The following is a 16,400-nucleotide window of genomic DNA, read 5'->3' on the forward strand; positions in this document are numbered from 1 at the left end:
ATTTTTTAAATACAATTAAGTAAGTCGAAAGTTTAAAAGTCGTAAAGTCAAAAGAATTAACTTTAAGTAAAACAGCTTTAAATCAGATTGTTATGTAATTTTATCTTGATTTTAAAATACGACATTATACCATGGTTATTACTTACATCATTTATGAACATTATGTCATTAAATTCCTTTAGAGTTTGTTTTGTGGTGTCGCAAAGTATTTCAACAAAAAATAATCAAGACCGAGCACAGTACGGCGACTAATAAAGCTGAACTAATAATAACATTACTATTTGTTTTTTTTACATCTAGTGTCGTTATTTTAGTAGAAATAGCAATAATTGAAATTTCGACAATTTAAACAGTAGGAATTGTTTCGGATGAAATAATTAATACTACTGCTTTTCTAAGTTCATATCCGACTGCAATAATTTAAAATAAATACTTCTAATAAACTGGAAACATCAAGAAATAAATATGCGGGAGTGATAATTTTTTAAATTCTAAATCGATAAAATGTAAGGCTCCTAGTACTAACATTAAAGTGATTATAACGATAAAAACACGACTTATATTTTTACTAATGACTATAATTTTTGTTAAAAAATTATCTTCGCCACTCATGTTTTTTTGTAAAAAGATTAAAGTCACATTTTAATTAGTCATTTTTTTACAAGTTAATTTTTTAAAAATAAAAATAATCTGACCAAAAATTGACATTAAACTTCTGATCTTTAATAATTGTTCTTAGTTTCTATTTTAATTGGGTTGTCTTTTTTTATGAAATTTCATTTACGTCTTGGTAAATTTAGTAATAAAACTGTATCCTTACCGATATAATGGGTTTTTTAATTTATTTCAAAAAAAATAAGAGCATCATATTTTTGGCGATAAAAAAGTTTAAGTGGATTTTTTTATTTTTATTATTCTAAACTATTTTACACCTTAGAAAAATATTCTTAAAAAATAAAGTAACTTTTATCTCTGCTAAAATCCCTCGAAAACCCCCAGTCCAAACAAAGCAAAATCATATTTAACAGGATCTATACCATCTAATTTACGAAGGTTTGTATCTAATTCAGACAAGGCTTTTCCATCATTTTGTTTGCGTGTCAAGAGACCCAATTTTCGGGCTACATTACCGGAATGTACATCCAAGGGACAAGATAATGAAGCTGGTGAAATGCTTTTCCAGATTCCTAAATCGACTCCCTTATTATCTTGACGAATCATCCACCTGAGGTACATGTTAATTTTCTTTGCTGCTGAATTGTTCAGCGGATCGGAGATGTGCTTTTGGGTCCTGTGCTGATGCGGAATTTCAAAAAATATTTTCTTGAATTCATGGATGCTTTTTTGCATCGAATGAATTTCCTGATGTTTGCTGAAAACCGCTTCTAAACCACCATGATTGGCATAAACGTGCTGTAAACTTCGGATGAAACTAGCAAAATCCTGTCCGTTGAAAGTGCGGTGTACAAACAATTCCAATTGTTCCAAATTATTTTCAGTATGTGACATGACAAAATCATAGGGCGCATTTCCCATTAAATCCATCATGCGATGTGAATTTTTGATAATCATCTTACGGTTTCCCCAAGCAATAGTAGCGCTGAGAAAACCGGAAATTTCAATGTCTTCTTTTTGTGAAAACAAATGCGGGATTTGTACCGGATCACTTTCTATGAAATCAAGTGTGTTGTATTGTAGGACTTTTTCGTCGAGGAAATCTTTAAGTTCTGATGGATTCATTATTGAGGATGACTTTGGATACTACTTTGTTTTAGGAAGCACAGCTAGTTCTTGCAAGGTATAGCCCAGATAGAAACGGCATCCTTTTTATTTTTTCTTTAAAAATAAAAAGATAGAGTGCATAGCTGGAAATAGCTCCTAATTACTAATCAAACCGTCTACCATTATTAGTTTTCTGTCGGCCATATTGGCTAATTCCTCGTTGTGTGTCACAATTACAAACGTTTGTCCCAATTCATCACGCAGTTTGAAAAATAATTGATGTAGGTTTTCAGCAGAAGCCGTGTCTAGATTCCCGGAAGGCTCATCAGCAAAAATGATAGCAGGTTTATTAATAAGCGCTCTGGCCACCGCCACACGTTGCTGTTCGCCGCCGGAAAGCTCGTTCGGTTTGTGATTCATTCTATGGGAAAGACCAAGATAAGTCAGTAGTTTTTTAGCTTCAATTTCCGTTTCAACTTTGGGCTTATTAGCAATGAAAGCAGGAATGCACACATTTTCTAATGCGCTAAATTCCGGTAACAATTGGTGAAATTGGAATATAAAACCTAAATTTAAGTTTCTGAATTTGGATAAGTTTTTGTCATTCATCGTCAGAATGTCCTCATTGTTGATGCGTAATTCAATTCCGTTTTCAAGGCTTGGCTTGTCTAAAGTACCAAGAATTTGTAAAAGTGTTGTTTTTCCGGCTCCTGAAGCACCAACGATAGAGACAATCTCTCCTTTTTGAATATGTAAATCAACTCCTTTCAACACATGGAGTTGATCGTAATATTTATGTAAATTTTTGGCTTGTATCATAATAATCGATTTTTACAAAGAAACAAAGATTTTCATGATTATGAATTGGAACACCGTTTATTTTCCTTTGACAAACTATAAACTTTAGTTAAGAGTGGATATTCACAACGATTTAATGAATAAATTTGATCTTAAATAATAGGTTATGAAAAAAATAATTGGGATTTTTTTAGCACTATTGCCTTTTTCATTTTGTGCAAAAGAAAAAAATAGTACTTTGCCTAAAAGTATAGAAACAAAAAATATGGAAATACAAAACAAAATGGAAGTTGCCACCTTCGCGGGAGGTTGTTTCTGGTGTACCGAAGCAGTTTTTTTACAACTTGACGGCGTGAGCAAGGTAGTTTCAGGATATATAGGCGGAAACACAGTAAATCCTACATATCAGCAAATAGGTACTGGTAACACTGGTCATGCCGAAGCGATTGAAATTACGTTTGATCCTAATAAAATAAGTTTTGGGGAGCTATTGGAAATATTCTTTGCCACACATGATCCTACAACTTTGAACCGTCAGGGGAATGATATTGGGACGCAATACCGAAGTGAAATTTTTTACCACAATCCTTTCCAGAAACAGTTATCCGAGGATTATGTTGCTTTGATGACTACGGAAAACACATTTGGAAAACCAATTGTTACTAAAATTTCATCAGCAACGAAGTTTTATGTAGCAGAGGATTATCATCAAAACTACTACAATCAGAACAAAACACAAGGATATTGCAGTTATGTGATCACACCCAAAATTGATAAATTAAAAAAAATATATCAGGATAAACTCAAAAAATAATTGGCACTAGATTTGTACGCATTCCGAAATAAAATCAAAATTCTATGACAGAACAGGTGTCCGTTAGCGCAGAAAGCAGTAAGACCAGAAATCTCTTTTTAGGAATTCTGTTTGATGCCATCGGTATGCTTTCGTTCGTTGTTCCTTTTATAGGGGAGTTTTCAGATGTAATTTGGGCTCCTCTAGCCGGTTTTTTGATGACATGGATGTATAAAGGAACAATTGGACGGGTAGGAGGAGTGATTACTTTTCTGGAAGAAATTTTACCGTTTTCGGATTTTATTCCCACCTTTACCTTAACTTGGATTTACTAGTATGTAATTAAAAACAAAAACGCCTCGTAATTCGAGGCGTTTTTAGTTATTTCTTAAAAATAAATTCTAATCCCATGCGTTTAAGCATTTTTTTTTCGAAAGTCCAAAAGAATTTGAACTGTCCGAACAAAAAGCCTATTAACACTAATAATACTTGATAGATAGGGAAAATTAGAACTAACCGAACAGGAGTAAACCAATGCCCTAATTCTTCGGAAGTAATTCCCAGCCAAAAACAAAAAGGTTGGGACAACCATGCCGATGCGGATCCGGTTATTGCAAAAACAATAAATATAAGGGTAAGTTGGAAATTAGTTTCAATCCCCCAACGCTGTTTCAGTTTGTTCATTTTTATTTATAATCAATACAAAGATAGTGACATTATCTGATGGGGACAAAACCAAAGAATTTTTGTTTATGCGTGTTTTGAAAATAAATCATATAATTGTAGATCAAATAATTTACTTCATACCCATAATCAATGTTAAGGTCATAATTGATTGTCAATTCATACAAATTGGGATCATAGCGTTGTGGTTGCAATACCCGACTGTTCCATTCCATCACATAAAGTTGGTTTTTGCTTTCCAAAAAGGGTTGGGAATGATAATTTCTTGGAAATGCCCTTGAGTTAAGCCACATGCTAAAACCGGGATCAATAATTATCACCTCGTATTCCAGTTCCTCATTTGCAATACGAACCGTGTCGCCTTGAGCGGCAACAGATTTTTCAGTACTTGGAAATGCAGTTTTAGAAGATGTGCAGCCCAAAATCACACAAAAAATGACGATAATGATGCAGTAACTTTTTTTCATGATAAAAAATTGAATTATAAAGTTACGAAAAACAAATTATTGATTGGTAGGATTTTAAACAAAAAAAGAGGCTGTTTGATACAAACAGCCTCTCATTAAATATTTAATTTGAAAATACTAACCTAATATACTAATAATTTGGGAAGCTAATTCAGTACCAATTCTATCTTGTGCTTCTCCTGTTGCCGCTCCTATATGTGGAGTCAACGAGATTTTATGATGCATCAAAATAGCCATTTCAGGAGTTGGTTCATTTTCAAAAACGTCTAATCCTGCAAATAATACTTTTCCGCTGTCTAATGCTTTTACTAATGCAACTTCGTCAATAACACCGCCACGGGCACAGTTTACAATTCCTACACCCTCTTTCATAATAGCAAGTGCTGCCTCTCCAATGATGTAACCATCTTGAGCAGGAACGTGTAACGTAATGAAATCAGCTTCTTTGAATAAAGATTCTAATGATTGAGAAACGATTGTGGTCGTAATAGCTTGTCCGTCAAAAAATTCGACTTTAACATCTACTTGCGGGATAAAACTATCGGCAGCAATCACTTTCATTCCTAGTCCTAACGCCATTTTAGCGGTAGCCTGACCAATACGGCCAATTCCAACAATTCCCAGTGTTTTTCCTCTTAGTTCAATTCCGTTCGCATAAGCTTTCTTCAAACCATCAAAGTTGGTATCTCCTTCAAGCGGCATATTTCTGTTGGAATCATGCAAGAAGCGAACGCCAGAAAATAAATGTGCAAAAACCAATTCAGCCACTGATTCTGAGGATGAAGCTGGAGTATTAATCACGTGAATTCCTTTGCTTTTAGCATAATCCACATCAATATTATCCATACCTACACCACCACGACCTATGATTTTCAGTCCTGGGCAAGCGTCAATGATATCTTTCCGAACTTTAGTTGCACTTCGTACCAAGACCACACTTACATTATTTTCGTTTACAAAATTAGCCACTTGTTCCTGTGCTACTTTTGTTGTTATCACTTCAAATCCACCTTTTTCTAAAGCTAGAATTCCACTTTTAGAAATTCCGTCATTGGCTAATACTTTCATTTGTATTTTATATTTAAAGATTGAAAAATTTAAAGATTCAATCTATGTTGTTTAATGTAGTGATTGATTAAAAATTGATTTTTCAAATCTTTAAATCATTCAATATTTTAATTTTTAAATTCCTTTTTCCAAAGCCTGCATTACATCCACTAATACTTGAACACTTTCTAACGGGAGTGCATTGTACATAGAAGCTCTGTAACCACCTACTGAACGGTGTCCAGGCAAACCTGAAATTCCCGCTGCTTTCCACATTGCATCAAATGTGGCAGCATGTGCTTCATCATTTAATAAGAAAGTAGCATTCATGTTCGAACGATCTTCAACAGCTGCAGCGCCTTTGAATAATGGGTTTCTGTCAATTTCTCCGTAAATCAAAGCTGCTTTAGCATTGTTTATTTTTTCAATAGCGGCTATACCACCAAGATTTTTCAACCATTGTAAGGTCAACAAGGAAGCATAAACCGGAAAAACAGGGGGTGTATTGTACATACTTTCTGCTTTGATATGTTTAGTGTAATCCAACATGCTTGGGATTATTCTACCACTTTTACCCAAGATTTCTTCTTTTACAACAATCAGGGTAGTTCCTGCTGGTCCCATATTTTTTTGGGCTCCGGCATAAATCAAATCAAATTTAGAAAAGTCTAATTGTCGTGAAAATATATCAGAGCTCATGTCACATACAATTGGCATGTCCAGTGCCGGGAATTCCTTCATTTGTGTGCCAAAAATAGTGTTGTTACTCGTGCAGTGAAAATAATCAGCATCTGCTGGTACTGCGTATCCTTTTGGAATATGATTGTAATTTTCGTCTTTTGAGGAAGCAACAACTACTGTGTCACCAAAAAGCTTAGCTTCTTTTATAGCACCAGCTGCCCAGGTTCCAGAATCAAGATACGCCGCTTTTCCGCCCTCTTTCATCAAGTTATAGGGAGCCATAATAAATTCTAGACTCGCTCCGCCTGCCAAAAATAAGGCGCTGTAGCCTTTGCCTTCAAGTCCTAAAAGTTCAATAACCAGTGTTCTCGCTTCGTCCATAACGGCAACAAAATCCTTGCTTCTGTGTGATATTTCTAAAAGGGATAATCCGGAATCATTAAAATTTAAAATAGCTTGTGCTGATTTTTCAAAAACTTCTTGCGGTAAAATACAAGGTCCTGCGCTGTAGTTGTGTTTTTTCATGGTGTAGTTTATGTCCAAAAAATTAAAGTGCAAATTTCGACAATAGGAGTTTATAAAACGTTAATTAATTCGGAATAATTCTACTTTTTTCAGCTATATTGTTAACAAAAACGAAATAGTATCGGTATTATCTGCATAATTCCATAATTGGGGATTTTGAGTTTGTCCAAAAGCCACATTGTCATCAATCGTTCTATCCGCTACAACACATTGTATTTGCTCACTTTCTAATTTTAATTTTGTTTTTAATTCATTAATGTCGTTGTAAAACTCATAAAAGACACTTGAAATTGGTGAGGCATGACTTTGATCTTCTTTTAAAGTCAGAAATCCATTGTCCAGTAATTTGAAATTACTCATCAGAAAAACCGCTTTATTGTAATCGTAATTGTTAGCATATTTTTCGTAATGAATGACGTCTTGGTACACAAATATGGCTTCAAAAAAAGGAACAAACGAATATCCTTTTGGCACAAAAAGTTTAGAGACATTGCGGCAACCCAATCCAAAATAGCGAAAAATATCTTCGCCTAAAGCAGTAAGTTGTTCCTTGGTTTCATTTCCGGTTAAAACAGCTACTGAATTTCTGCTTTTTCTAATAATAGACGGTTTGTCTTTAAAATAATATTCAAAATAACGCGCTGTGTTATTGCTTCCTGTGGCAATAACGGCATCAAAATTCTCTAATTTCCCATCTACAAAAGTAATATTTGTAGCTAATTCTGGCTGTACTGCAATGATGTATTTAGCTAAAAAAGGTAATAAATGCTGATCATTTGACGATGTTTTAACCAATACATTATTTCCAGTAATTAGAACCGATAGAAAATCGTGAAAACCCACCAACGGAATATTTCCGGCAAGAATTAAGGCGATGTTTTTAGATTCTTGTATTGGAATAGTATAACTGGAAAGCCATTGGTTTAAGTTCTTTTCTGTCAGAGCTTCTGCCCAGGAATGTATCGAGAAATAGACGTTATCTGGGGTGTACCAGCCATTATGCGATTGCGATAATTGTACCAAGTCAACAAAAGCATCAAAAAACGCTTCGTTGTGCAAAACAGTCGGATTTTTTAACGTGTTGTTTTCGGAAAACTGACTTAAAAATTTCCCTAATTCAACAAAAACACTTTTTTTTGTTTCTAATGTCATAATGTTTGCTTATGAATAGTTTTGATTGTAATTTTGCACAAAAATAAGCATAATTATGTCGAAAGTCAAAAGTCCTAATATCAAAAGAAAATTTGATATTTTACCTTTGATATTTTGACTTTAAAACAATAAAAAGATGGCAATTATTATAACAGACGAATGTATCAATTGTGGAGCTTGTGAGCCCGAGTGCCCAAATACAGCAATATATGAAGGAGCAGACGATTGGAGATACAAAGACGGAACAAAACTGAAAGGGAAAGTGATTTTGCCTGATGGGTCCGAAGTAGATTCTGATGAGGCTCAAACTCCAATTTCTGACGAAGTGTATTATATCGTACCCGGAAAATGTACGGAGTGTAAAGGATTTCACGATGAGCCACAATGTGCGGCCGTATGCCCGGTAGATTGCTGTATTCCGGATGACAATCATGTAGAAAGCGAAGAGACTTTACTGAACAGACAAGCGTTTTTACACAACGAATAGCAAATAATTTTGTATTAATATAAATCCTGAGTCTGATGCTCGGGATTTTTTTTTCTATTTTTTTCGTGCAACAATAACATACGTATCGTAAGCGTAGGTTTTTCTATCGATGGTTCGAATGATTTCAAAGTCGTTTAAATATAAAAATAGTTGTATTTCGTTTAAGGTAAAAACACGAACGGTAGAAAAATCATCGGCAATTATTTCTTTTTTATCATTTTTCATGGTGTAATAAAGTGCTGTCCAATCCAGCATGAAATTTTCTAAGGCAGTTGTTCTCCACTTGCTGTTGCGATAGTAGTCTATTCCTAGGTAGGTAGCTTCGTGAAGTGTCACAGGATTTTCTTTAATAAAAGGGATAAATCTATTAGCATCTATAAAGTCAAAAATAAGAATTCCTCCTTTACTCAGATTTTTATAAATAGAACAGAACGTATTATTTAGATCTTGATTTGTTATCAAATAACTGGTAGAGCGTCCCGTAATTAATACGGAATCAACTGGTTTTTGTAGTTTAAAATCCCTCATGTCTCCCAGAATAAAAATCCCGTTTTCATTTCTTTTTTTGGCAATTGCAATCATACTTTGGCTGTAATCCAAACCAATATAATCGATGTAATTTTGTAAAAACCGTTTGGCTAGATTGCCTGTTCCACTGCCAATTTCCAAAACTGTTTTGCACTCGTGTTCCTTAATTAAATTGGTGTAGAATTGATATTCTGCATCATAATCAATAAAAGTTTGGTACATGGCGTCAAAAATTGAGGCCATTTTTCCATCATAAAGATTTGCCATGATAAGATGTTTTAAAGACTAAATTTAGGGAGAATAAATGATATAAAAAAAGAGTTGTCTCAAATTAAAAAGGAGCCAGTCACTATTGTTTGTATTTCCAAGAGGGAAAACCTATGATTCTCAATGACCTATTTCACTCTCAAGATGGTGAGTTTAAAAAAGTAAAAATCAGCGCATTAGGCTTTCTTTACGTAATTTTATCTAAATGGGCTTCACAGAGGATAAGATGTATAAACATAGTGGTTTGTTGCGCATAAAGGCAGCGATGGAATAGGAATTTCTTTCTCCAGGAATACCTTCTTGTTTTTCGTATTTGGTTGTGCTTTGAGGATAATTTGATGTATACGCACTTCAATTACTTCGTGAAATAGATGGACTAGCGACACTAAGTCTTGTCTTGAAGAAGGCTAAAGCTTTATTTGCTTTTGATGAAAGGCTTTAGAAACAGGTTTTTGAAATTACATAGTATGGATTAAAAACCAGAAAACCGTAAAAATAGAATGCTTATGCTATTAATTTGAATATATAAATAGGCTGTTCTTTTGAGATAGCCTATTTATATTGATCCAAAAAAGGAATTAGTTATACTTTTCCTAAGGTGTATAATTGTTCCATTGTAGGAGTCAAACTTCCGCCTGCGGGTTCTAATGTAATTCCAAAGGCTTCCGCTTCATTAGCATTATTTACTGCAAATAATTTTTGTTCATTTACATCAAAATTTTCTAACAATCCAATGCTGGTAGGAGTCAGTGGACTTAATTTTAACGCCCAAACCTGATATACCATTCCTTCTGGCGGTTCTGGCAAGCCTGCAGCATCAATATAAACCACTTTGGTGTCTTGATTCCAGTATACTTTTGCAAAGGATTCCGGAGCTACAGTTTGCCCTCCAAGAGCTACTACCGTATTTTTAGTATCCCTTACTACGGCTAAACTCGTTTCAATTGTTGTATTTTTTAATTTTAAGACATTAAATTCTTTTTCTAATTTAGCTTTCTCAATTGCTGTAGTAGCAACTTGTGTATTGGTCTGATCCAGTTGATTGTATTGGTACCCAATACCAACTAATAATAGTATAGCTGCAGCCCAACCAATGTATTGAGCCCTGTTATTAGTAGGTTCTAATGGTATGACTTGAGCATGTTTAAGTTCTAGCTTTTCTTTTATTTTTTCGAAATTAGCTACAGAATGAAAAGGTGAAAAGCTGGATGATATAGCAATAATCGCCTTCTCAATGGCAATAATTTCTGCATTTATTTCCGGATTGTTTTTCGCCATAGTGGTAACTTCTTCGTTTTCGGGTTCACTCAATAAACCGTAAACATAAAGTTCCAGAATTCCTGATTCGATATATTCTTTTATTTCCATTATACTTTCAAATAATTTCGTAGGTCATTAATACAATTTCTATTTTGTGTTTTTACAGTTCCTAAAGGTATTGCCAACTCATCCGAAGCTTCCTGCTGGGTGTAACCTTTAAAAAAAAGTAAATCTATTATTTGAATACATTTTGGTTTTAGTCTTTTTACAAATTCCTGCAACCCTATTGTATCCACTTTGTCAGACAGTTTGTTGCTGTCTTCAAAATGATTTACGAAATTATCTGAAGAAAGGTTTTTTTGACTGTTATTAAAATTTTTAGAGCGTAATTTATCAATAGAGGTATTTCTGGCAATGTTTAGAATCCATGTGTAGAACCGGCCTTTACTTTCATGATAGGAATCAATGTTTTTCCAGATTTTAACAAATACATCCTGAAGTACATCTTCAGCTTCTTCTCGGTTTTTTACGAGAACATTGATCACGGAAAATAAGCTTTTCGAATACATATCATATAGATGTGTAAATGCCCTTTCATCTTTCTTATAAATTAATACTAATAATTCGTCTTGGCTCATACTATTTTTTATTTATCTCTTACAAATTTATACAATCTTATTTTACAATTGACCTTTTTTGTGATTAGTAACATTAAAAAAAACAAATTTTAAAATAATTGAATTTTATTCAAGTATTTAAAACATTGATTATGAGCAGATTAATTAAAAATTTATTTTTTTTTATGGTTTAAAAAAACCAAATCAAGTACTATCCCGTAAATGCTTGTATAACTTTTTAAATTTATAATAAAATGAAAAAATCAAAAATGATTTTAGGTCTTTCGCTAGTGGCGGTTTCAGGCTTAATTTTAGTAGCTGCGGATCACATTGATGCTCCTGCTACAGCATCTGGTGGTGCAAATGATATTACTGACGTGTACGCTTTTCAAGGGCAAGACACTAATAATTTAGTTTTTGCTGTAAATACACAAGGCTTGTTAAGTCCAAATGCTACTGGTGCTGCAAAATTCGATGAAAATACAATGATCGAAATTAATATTGACAACAATGGTGACAATGTTGAGGATTTAGTGATCCAAGCTATCAAAAGAGATGACAAGATGTATTTCTTTGGTCCGGTAGCTCCAGGTACCCCAGGAACTTCAAGCACGATTAAAACGGCTGCTGCCTCAGGAAGTGTTACCATATCTTCTTATGGAGCTGCTGCATTAACGGCACAGAATAATGGAATGAAATTTTTTGCAGGACCAAGAGACGATCCGTTCTTTTTTGACTTAGGTCAATTTAAAGCTATTCTCGCTAATACAGCAACTGGATTCAAGAATCCTGGAACAGATACTTTTGCAGGGACTAATGTGCTTTCAGTAGTTGTAGAAGTTCCTAAAGCAATGCTAGGTACTTCAGGAACAGTAAATGTTTGGGCAGAAACCAAGAAAAAACAATAACTATTTTAATTTTAAAGTATGAAATCGGAATCTACGATTTTTAAAATAACTAAATACAAACGTCATGAGTAAAACAAATAAATTTAAAATTATAACAATCGCATTAATAACTGCAGTTGTTTCAGTAAATTGTGATAATAATGATTCAGATTCTGTTTCTGAACCAAGTATTAATTTCACAGGTACTTTTGTACAGCAAGATCAAATGGCCAGACCGGCAATAAACACTGTATTTATTGCTTCAGGATCTCCTAAAGATGAATTTAACGGTACCACTCCTTCAGCAATGGGTGCTAAATATCAATCTGTTTTTCAATCTAGATTAATGGCCTTGAATCCAGGGTATACCACTAATGCATTAGGACAAACGGCCGCTCAGTTTACCGGTCTTTTAGCTACAGATGTATTAGGAGTTTCTAAAACAGCAAAAACAACTTTCTTTGATGGAACTAATATTTTGACAGGAAGAGCTTTGGCTGATGATGTAATCGATGTGGAATTATTATTGATTTTTGGTGGATCAGCGGGTACTTCAAATCCAGGGCTTACTAAAGATAATGTGAATTCAAATGATAAAACATTTAGCACAACTTTCCCATACCTAGCTTCTGCTTGGTAGTATTTTCTTAAAAAAACAGAGCGCTTTATTTAATAATCTTCGCTCTGTTTTTTTATTTTTAAAACAAACAAACAAACAAACAAGCAAACAAACAAACAAACAAAATAATTAGAGTATGAAAACTTTAAAAATAATTCCATTTTTGGTTTTCACAATCCTATTAATATTCGGTTGCGAGACTAAATCAGAACAAATTACAAATGCAGATGATTACACGAAATATCTGGGTTTAAAAGATAATAAATCAGTCACTTTTGCTAAGAATGAAATTGATTTTTGGCAAAAAAAATTCGACGCAGCACCCAATCAAATCAGTTATTTAAGTCAGATAGCGGCTAATTATAGTACCCTTTTTGAATATACAGGCGATATTAAAAACTTATATAAAACGGAAGAATTATTAGTACAATCGAACGAAGCCTATGATTATTCCAGAGTGTCAACAGTTCGATCTTTAGCAAGAAATTATATCTCTCAGCATCGTTTTAAAGAAGCATTGGTATTAGCTAATAAAGCATTAGCAATCGGTGAAGGAAAAAAAGAAACTCAGAAATTACTTTTCGACGTTCAAATGGAACTTGGGAATTATCCGGAAGCAGTCAAAAATTTGAATGTGATTAGGGATATGAATAGTTTTGATTATTTGATTCGCTTGGCAAAATGGAACGATCACAAAGGCGATCTTGAAACAGCTATCACTTTTATGGAAAAAGCCAGAGATATTGCGGAGAAAGAAGATAATAAGGTGCTTAAAATTTGGTCCTATTCGAACTTAGGTGATTTTTATGGTCATGCTGGCAGAATTCAGGATTCGTATGACAGTTTCTTAAAAACAGTAGCACTAGATCCTAATTATTCCTATGCTCTAAAAGGAATTGCCTGGATTGTTTTTTCGAAAGAAAGAAACACTGAAGAGGCGAATCGAATTATTGATGCTATTGCCACCACACACAACACCCCAGATTTTTATTTATTAAAATCTCAAATTGCTCAATTTGAAGGAAATAAAAGTGAAGAAATAAAAAATAGAAACGCTTATTTTTCGATGATGGAGAAAAATAATTATGGTGCAATGTACAACAAATACAATGCTTTGATTTATGCTGAGGACAAAAATACGGCACAAAAAGCAGTAGAGATTGCTAAGATTGAAGTAGCACACAGGCCCACTGCTGATTCCTATGATTTATTGGCCTGGGCGTACTTAAATGTAGGCGATAATAAAAAGGCTTTAGAAATTGCTCAGCTTCATGTAGCAGGGAAATCCTTTGAGCCAAAGATTCAATACCATTTAGCGATGATTTATAAATCGAATAATTTACCACTCAAAACCAAACCTATCAAGGACGAATTACTGTCTAGTTTGTATGAATTGGGGCCTAACTTTGAGAAAAAGGTAAACCAATTATAATTCATTATGAAAAATATTGTTTTAGTATTGATATCCCTTTTTGGGCTGTCTTCTTACGCCCAAATTCAAAAGGGAAAAATTTTGGATCGTGATGGAAATCCAATTGAAAATGCCTATTTAGTCAATACAAATTCTGAAAGTCATGCCCACACTAATGAATTTGGATTGTTTAGTTTGGATAAAACGATTTTGGGGGATGTAATCAAAATAACTGCTTTAGGGTATAAAAAAACAAATTTCATCCTGAATTTTTCCGAGGAGGTAATTGTGATGGAAGATGATATTTTTAGATTGAATGAAATTGTTATCCAACCAAAACTTTCGGCGATGAATGTCATTTCAAAAATAGATTTAGAAACCACTCCTGTAAATTCGTCGCAGGAAATTCTTCGAAAAGTTCCGGGATTATTTATCGGACAACATGCTGGTGGGGGAAAAGCAGAGCAAATATTTTTAAGAGGTTTTGATATTGATCACGGCACAGACATTGCTATTTCAGTAGACGGAATGCCGGTTAATATGGTGTCTCACGCTCACGGTCAAGGTTATGCCGATTTGCATTTTGTAATTCCGGAAACAGTAGAAAAAATAGATTTTGGAAAAGGAACGTATTATGCCAACAAAGGGGATTTTGCTACGGCGGGATACGTTGCTTTCCAAACTAAAGACAAAATTGAAAAAAGCAGTATTGGTATCGAAGTCGGACAATTCAATACCTTAAGAACAGTTGGGCTTTTTAACCTTTTAGGGAATCAAAAAACACAAAGTGCTTATATTGCCACAGAGTATATCCTGACAGACGGTCCCTTTGAATCTCCTCAGAATTTTAACCGAATTAACATATTAGGAAAATATTCGGCTATTTTGAAAGATAACAGCAAGTTTTCCATCTTGGCTTCTCGCTTTTCCAGCAAATGGGATGCTTCAGGTCAAATTCCGCAACGGCTGATTGATGATGGAACGATTTCAAGATTTGGCTCTGTTGACGATACTGAAGGCGGAAATACATCCAGAACGAACTTCAATGCCAGTTTGAGTAAATCTATTGATGAAAATACATTTCTGAAAGCAAATGCTTTTTATTCAAAATATGATTTTGAATTGTATTCTAACTTTACTTTTTTCCTAAATGACCCCATCAATGGGGACCAGATTAAACAGAAGGAAAACAGGGATATTTATGGAATGAATGCTGAGTTGAACAAGAAAACGAAATGGAATGATACCAATGTTTTGTTCCAATTTGGAGCGGGTTTCCGTACGGATGCCACAACTGATACGGAACTTTCGCATACGTTGAATAGAAGAACTGTTCTTGAAAATATACAATTAGGAGATATTGATGAGTCTAATTTGTTTACGTATTTGAACTCTGAGTTTACTTTTGGAAAACTGATAATTAATCCGGCCATTCGATTGGATTATTTCAAATTCAATTATCAGGATAAATTGATGGAAAATTATAAAACAGCATCCGAATCGAAAGTAAAGTTTTCTCCAAAACTGAATTTTATTTATTCACAAAATAACAATTTGCAGTTTTTTATAAAATCAGGAATGGGTTTCCATTCGAATGATGCCCGTGTGGTGGTTCAAAACAATGGGAAACAAATACTACCAACTGCAATAGGAACGGATATAGGGACCATTTTTAAACCATTTCCAAAATTGATTGTCAATGCCGCTTTATGGCATTTGTACTTAGAACAAGAATTTGTTTATGTGGGAGATGCCGGAATTGTTGAACCAAGCGGACAATCAAGACGCATGGGTGCTGAACTGGGATTGCGGTATCAATTGAACGATTGGTTGTTTTTTGATGCGGACGCTAATTATACTTATGCCAGAAGTGTTGATGAGCCCAAAGGACAGGATTACATTCCGTTAGCACCGGATTTTACCACAACTGGCGGATTAAGTTTCCAAAAAGTGAATGGTTTTTCAGGAGGAATTCGGTATCGGTATCTAAAAAATCGCCCGGCAAATGAAGATAATTCGATTGTTGCCAAAGGCTATTTTATATCCGATTTGAATGTTAACTATCAATATAAGAATATGAATTTTGGAATTTCAGTAGAAAATATTTTTAATACTGAATGGAACGAAACCCAGTTTGCCACTGAATCCAGATTACAAAATGAACCACAAAGTGTCGAAGAAATTCATTTAACTCCAGGAACGCCTCTCTTCATGAAAGGAAAAATAACGTATACTTTTTAAATACCACAGTAAGATTTGTTGTTTATTTGTTTGGGAGTCTAGCATTTTCATGATGTTAGGCTCCTTATTTTTTTAACTGTTGTTTAACAAAAAATTACTTTGACAAAACAAATATTTATCTAATTTTATAAAAAATTTCATTGTTGTCCGATAAAAAAAGAAGCCAAATTAATGGCTTCTTAGTAAAAATCGTATTTTAGTTTTGCAAAATTAA

General features: G+C 33.9%; 17 protein-coding genes. 7 read left to right on the top strand and 10 right to left on the bottom strand.

From position 1 onward, the window contains the following. Positions 1 to 975 precede the first annotated feature (975 nt). Positions 976 to 1,740, bottom strand: a complete 765-nt coding sequence (locus EKM00_RS12480; RefSeq protein WP_126516421.1) for a TIGR02757 family protein — start codon at positions 1,738 to 1,740, stop codon at positions 976 to 978. Between the two features lie 138 nt (positions 1,741 to 1,878). Beyond that, positions 1,879 to 2,541 (bottom strand): ABC transporter ATP-binding protein, encoded by a 663-nt coding sequence (locus EKM00_RS12485; protein WP_126454557.1) that lies wholly within the window; start codon positions 2,539 to 2,541, stop codon positions 1,879 to 1,881. A 145-nt stretch (positions 2,542 to 2,686) separates the two neighbouring features. Between EKM00_RS12485 and msrA the strand changes: the two genes are divergently transcribed. Continuing rightward, positions 2,687 to 3,334: a peptide-methionine (S)-S-oxide reductase MsrA gene (gene msrA, locus EKM00_RS12490; protein WP_126516422.1), complete on the top strand. Its 648-nt coding sequence runs from the start codon at positions 2,687 to 2,689 to the stop codon at positions 3,332 to 3,334. A gap of 44 nt (positions 3,335 to 3,378) precedes the next feature. Continuing rightward, complete coding sequence (locus EKM00_RS12495; protein WP_126516423.1) at positions 3,379 to 3,648, top strand: hypothetical protein; 270 nt, start codon at positions 3,379 to 3,381, stop codon at positions 3,646 to 3,648. Between the two features lie 46 nt (positions 3,649 to 3,694). On the opposite strand, the gene EKM00_RS12500 is transcribed toward EKM00_RS12495, so the two are convergent. The 5 genes from EKM00_RS12500 to EKM00_RS12520 all read right to left on the bottom strand — a co-directional run bounded on the left by EKM00_RS12500 (position 3,695) and on the right by EKM00_RS12520 (position 7,869). Beyond that, positions 3,695 to 3,997, bottom strand: a complete 303-nt coding sequence (locus EKM00_RS12500; protein WP_126516424.1) for a DUF6787 family protein — start codon at positions 3,995 to 3,997, stop codon at positions 3,695 to 3,697. Between the two features lie 32 nt (positions 3,998 to 4,029). Further along, complete coding sequence (locus EKM00_RS12505) at positions 4,030 to 4,464, bottom strand: DUF6146 family protein (protein WP_126454549.1); 435 nt, start codon at positions 4,462 to 4,464, stop codon at positions 4,030 to 4,032. A 117-nt stretch (positions 4,465 to 4,581) separates the two neighbouring features. Continuing rightward, on the bottom strand, positions 4,582 to 5,532 hold the full coding sequence (locus tag EKM00_RS12510) for a D-2-hydroxyacid dehydrogenase (protein WP_126454547.1): 951 nt from the start codon (positions 5,530 to 5,532) through the stop codon (positions 4,582 to 4,584). A 114-nt stretch (positions 5,533 to 5,646) separates the two neighbouring features. Beyond that, positions 5,647 to 6,717, bottom strand: coding sequence for a 3-phosphoserine/phosphohydroxythreonine transaminase (serC, locus tag EKM00_RS12515; RefSeq protein ID WP_126462272.1), 1,071 nt, complete (start codon positions 6,715 to 6,717; stop codon positions 5,647 to 5,649). 93 nt (positions 6,718 to 6,810) lie between these two features. Further along, complete coding sequence (locus EKM00_RS12520; protein WP_126516425.1) at positions 6,811 to 7,869, bottom strand: acyl-CoA reductase; 1,059 nt, start codon at positions 7,867 to 7,869, stop codon at positions 6,811 to 6,813. Positions 7,870 to 8,005: 136 nt separating this feature from the next. On the opposite strand from EKM00_RS12520, the gene EKM00_RS12525 reads away from it, so the two are divergent. Next, positions 8,006 to 8,356: a 4Fe-4S dicluster domain-containing protein gene (locus EKM00_RS12525; protein WP_126454541.1), complete on the top strand. Its 351-nt coding sequence runs from the start codon at positions 8,006 to 8,008 to the stop codon at positions 8,354 to 8,356. A 54-nt stretch (positions 8,357 to 8,410) separates the two neighbouring features. Here the strand turns inward: EKM00_RS12525 and EKM00_RS12530 are convergent, their stop codons facing one another. The 3 genes from EKM00_RS12530 to EKM00_RS12540 all read right to left on the bottom strand — a co-directional run bounded on the left by EKM00_RS12530 (position 8,411) and on the right by EKM00_RS12540 (position 11,049). Further along, positions 8,411 to 9,151 (bottom strand): class I SAM-dependent DNA methyltransferase, encoded by a 741-nt coding sequence (locus EKM00_RS12530; RefSeq protein ID WP_126516426.1) that lies wholly within the window; start codon positions 9,149 to 9,151, stop codon positions 8,411 to 8,413. Between the two features lie 582 nt (positions 9,152 to 9,733). After that, positions 9,734 to 10,519: an anti-sigma factor gene (locus EKM00_RS12535; protein WP_126454537.1), complete on the bottom strand. Its 786-nt coding sequence runs from the start codon at positions 10,517 to 10,519 to the stop codon at positions 9,734 to 9,736. Next, entirely contained in the window at positions 10,519 to 11,049 is a 531-nt protein-coding gene (locus EKM00_RS12540) for an RNA polymerase sigma factor (RefSeq protein ID WP_126454535.1), read from the bottom strand. Before EKM00_RS12540 ends, EKM00_RS12535 begins: the two co-directional genes overlap by 1 nt. A 233-nt stretch (positions 11,050 to 11,282) precedes the next feature. Between EKM00_RS12540 and EKM00_RS12545 the strand changes: the two genes are divergently transcribed. The 4 genes from EKM00_RS12545 (at position 11,283) to EKM00_RS12560 (ending at position 16,186) form a co-directional block, all read left to right on the top strand. Next, on the top strand, positions 11,283 to 11,936 hold the full coding sequence (locus EKM00_RS12545) for a DUF4331 family protein (RefSeq protein ID WP_126454533.1): 654 nt from the start codon (positions 11,283 to 11,285) through the stop codon (positions 11,934 to 11,936). Between the two features lie 64 nt (positions 11,937 to 12,000). Further along, positions 12,001 to 12,555 carry a DUF4331 family protein gene (locus EKM00_RS12550; protein ID WP_126454531.1) on the top strand — a complete coding sequence of 185 codons (555 nt, stop codon included), beginning with the start codon at positions 12,001 to 12,003 and terminating at the stop codon, positions 12,553 to 12,555. Positions 12,556 to 12,670: 115 nt separating this feature from the next. Next, positions 12,671 to 13,966 (top strand): tetratricopeptide repeat protein, encoded by a 1,296-nt coding sequence (locus tag EKM00_RS12555; protein WP_126516427.1) that lies wholly within the window; start codon positions 12,671 to 12,673, stop codon positions 13,964 to 13,966. A 6-nt stretch (positions 13,967 to 13,972) separates the two neighbouring features. Continuing rightward, positions 13,973 to 16,186 (top strand): TonB-dependent receptor, encoded by a 2,214-nt coding sequence (locus EKM00_RS12560; protein WP_126516428.1) that lies wholly within the window; start codon positions 13,973 to 13,975, stop codon positions 16,184 to 16,186. Positions 16,187 to 16,400 lie beyond the last annotated feature (214 nt).

The sequence above is a fragment of the Flavobacterium sp. RSP15 genome (genome assembly GCF_003968755.1).
Taxonomy (GTDB): domain Bacteria; phylum Bacteroidota; class Bacteroidia; order Flavobacteriales; family Flavobacteriaceae; genus Flavobacterium.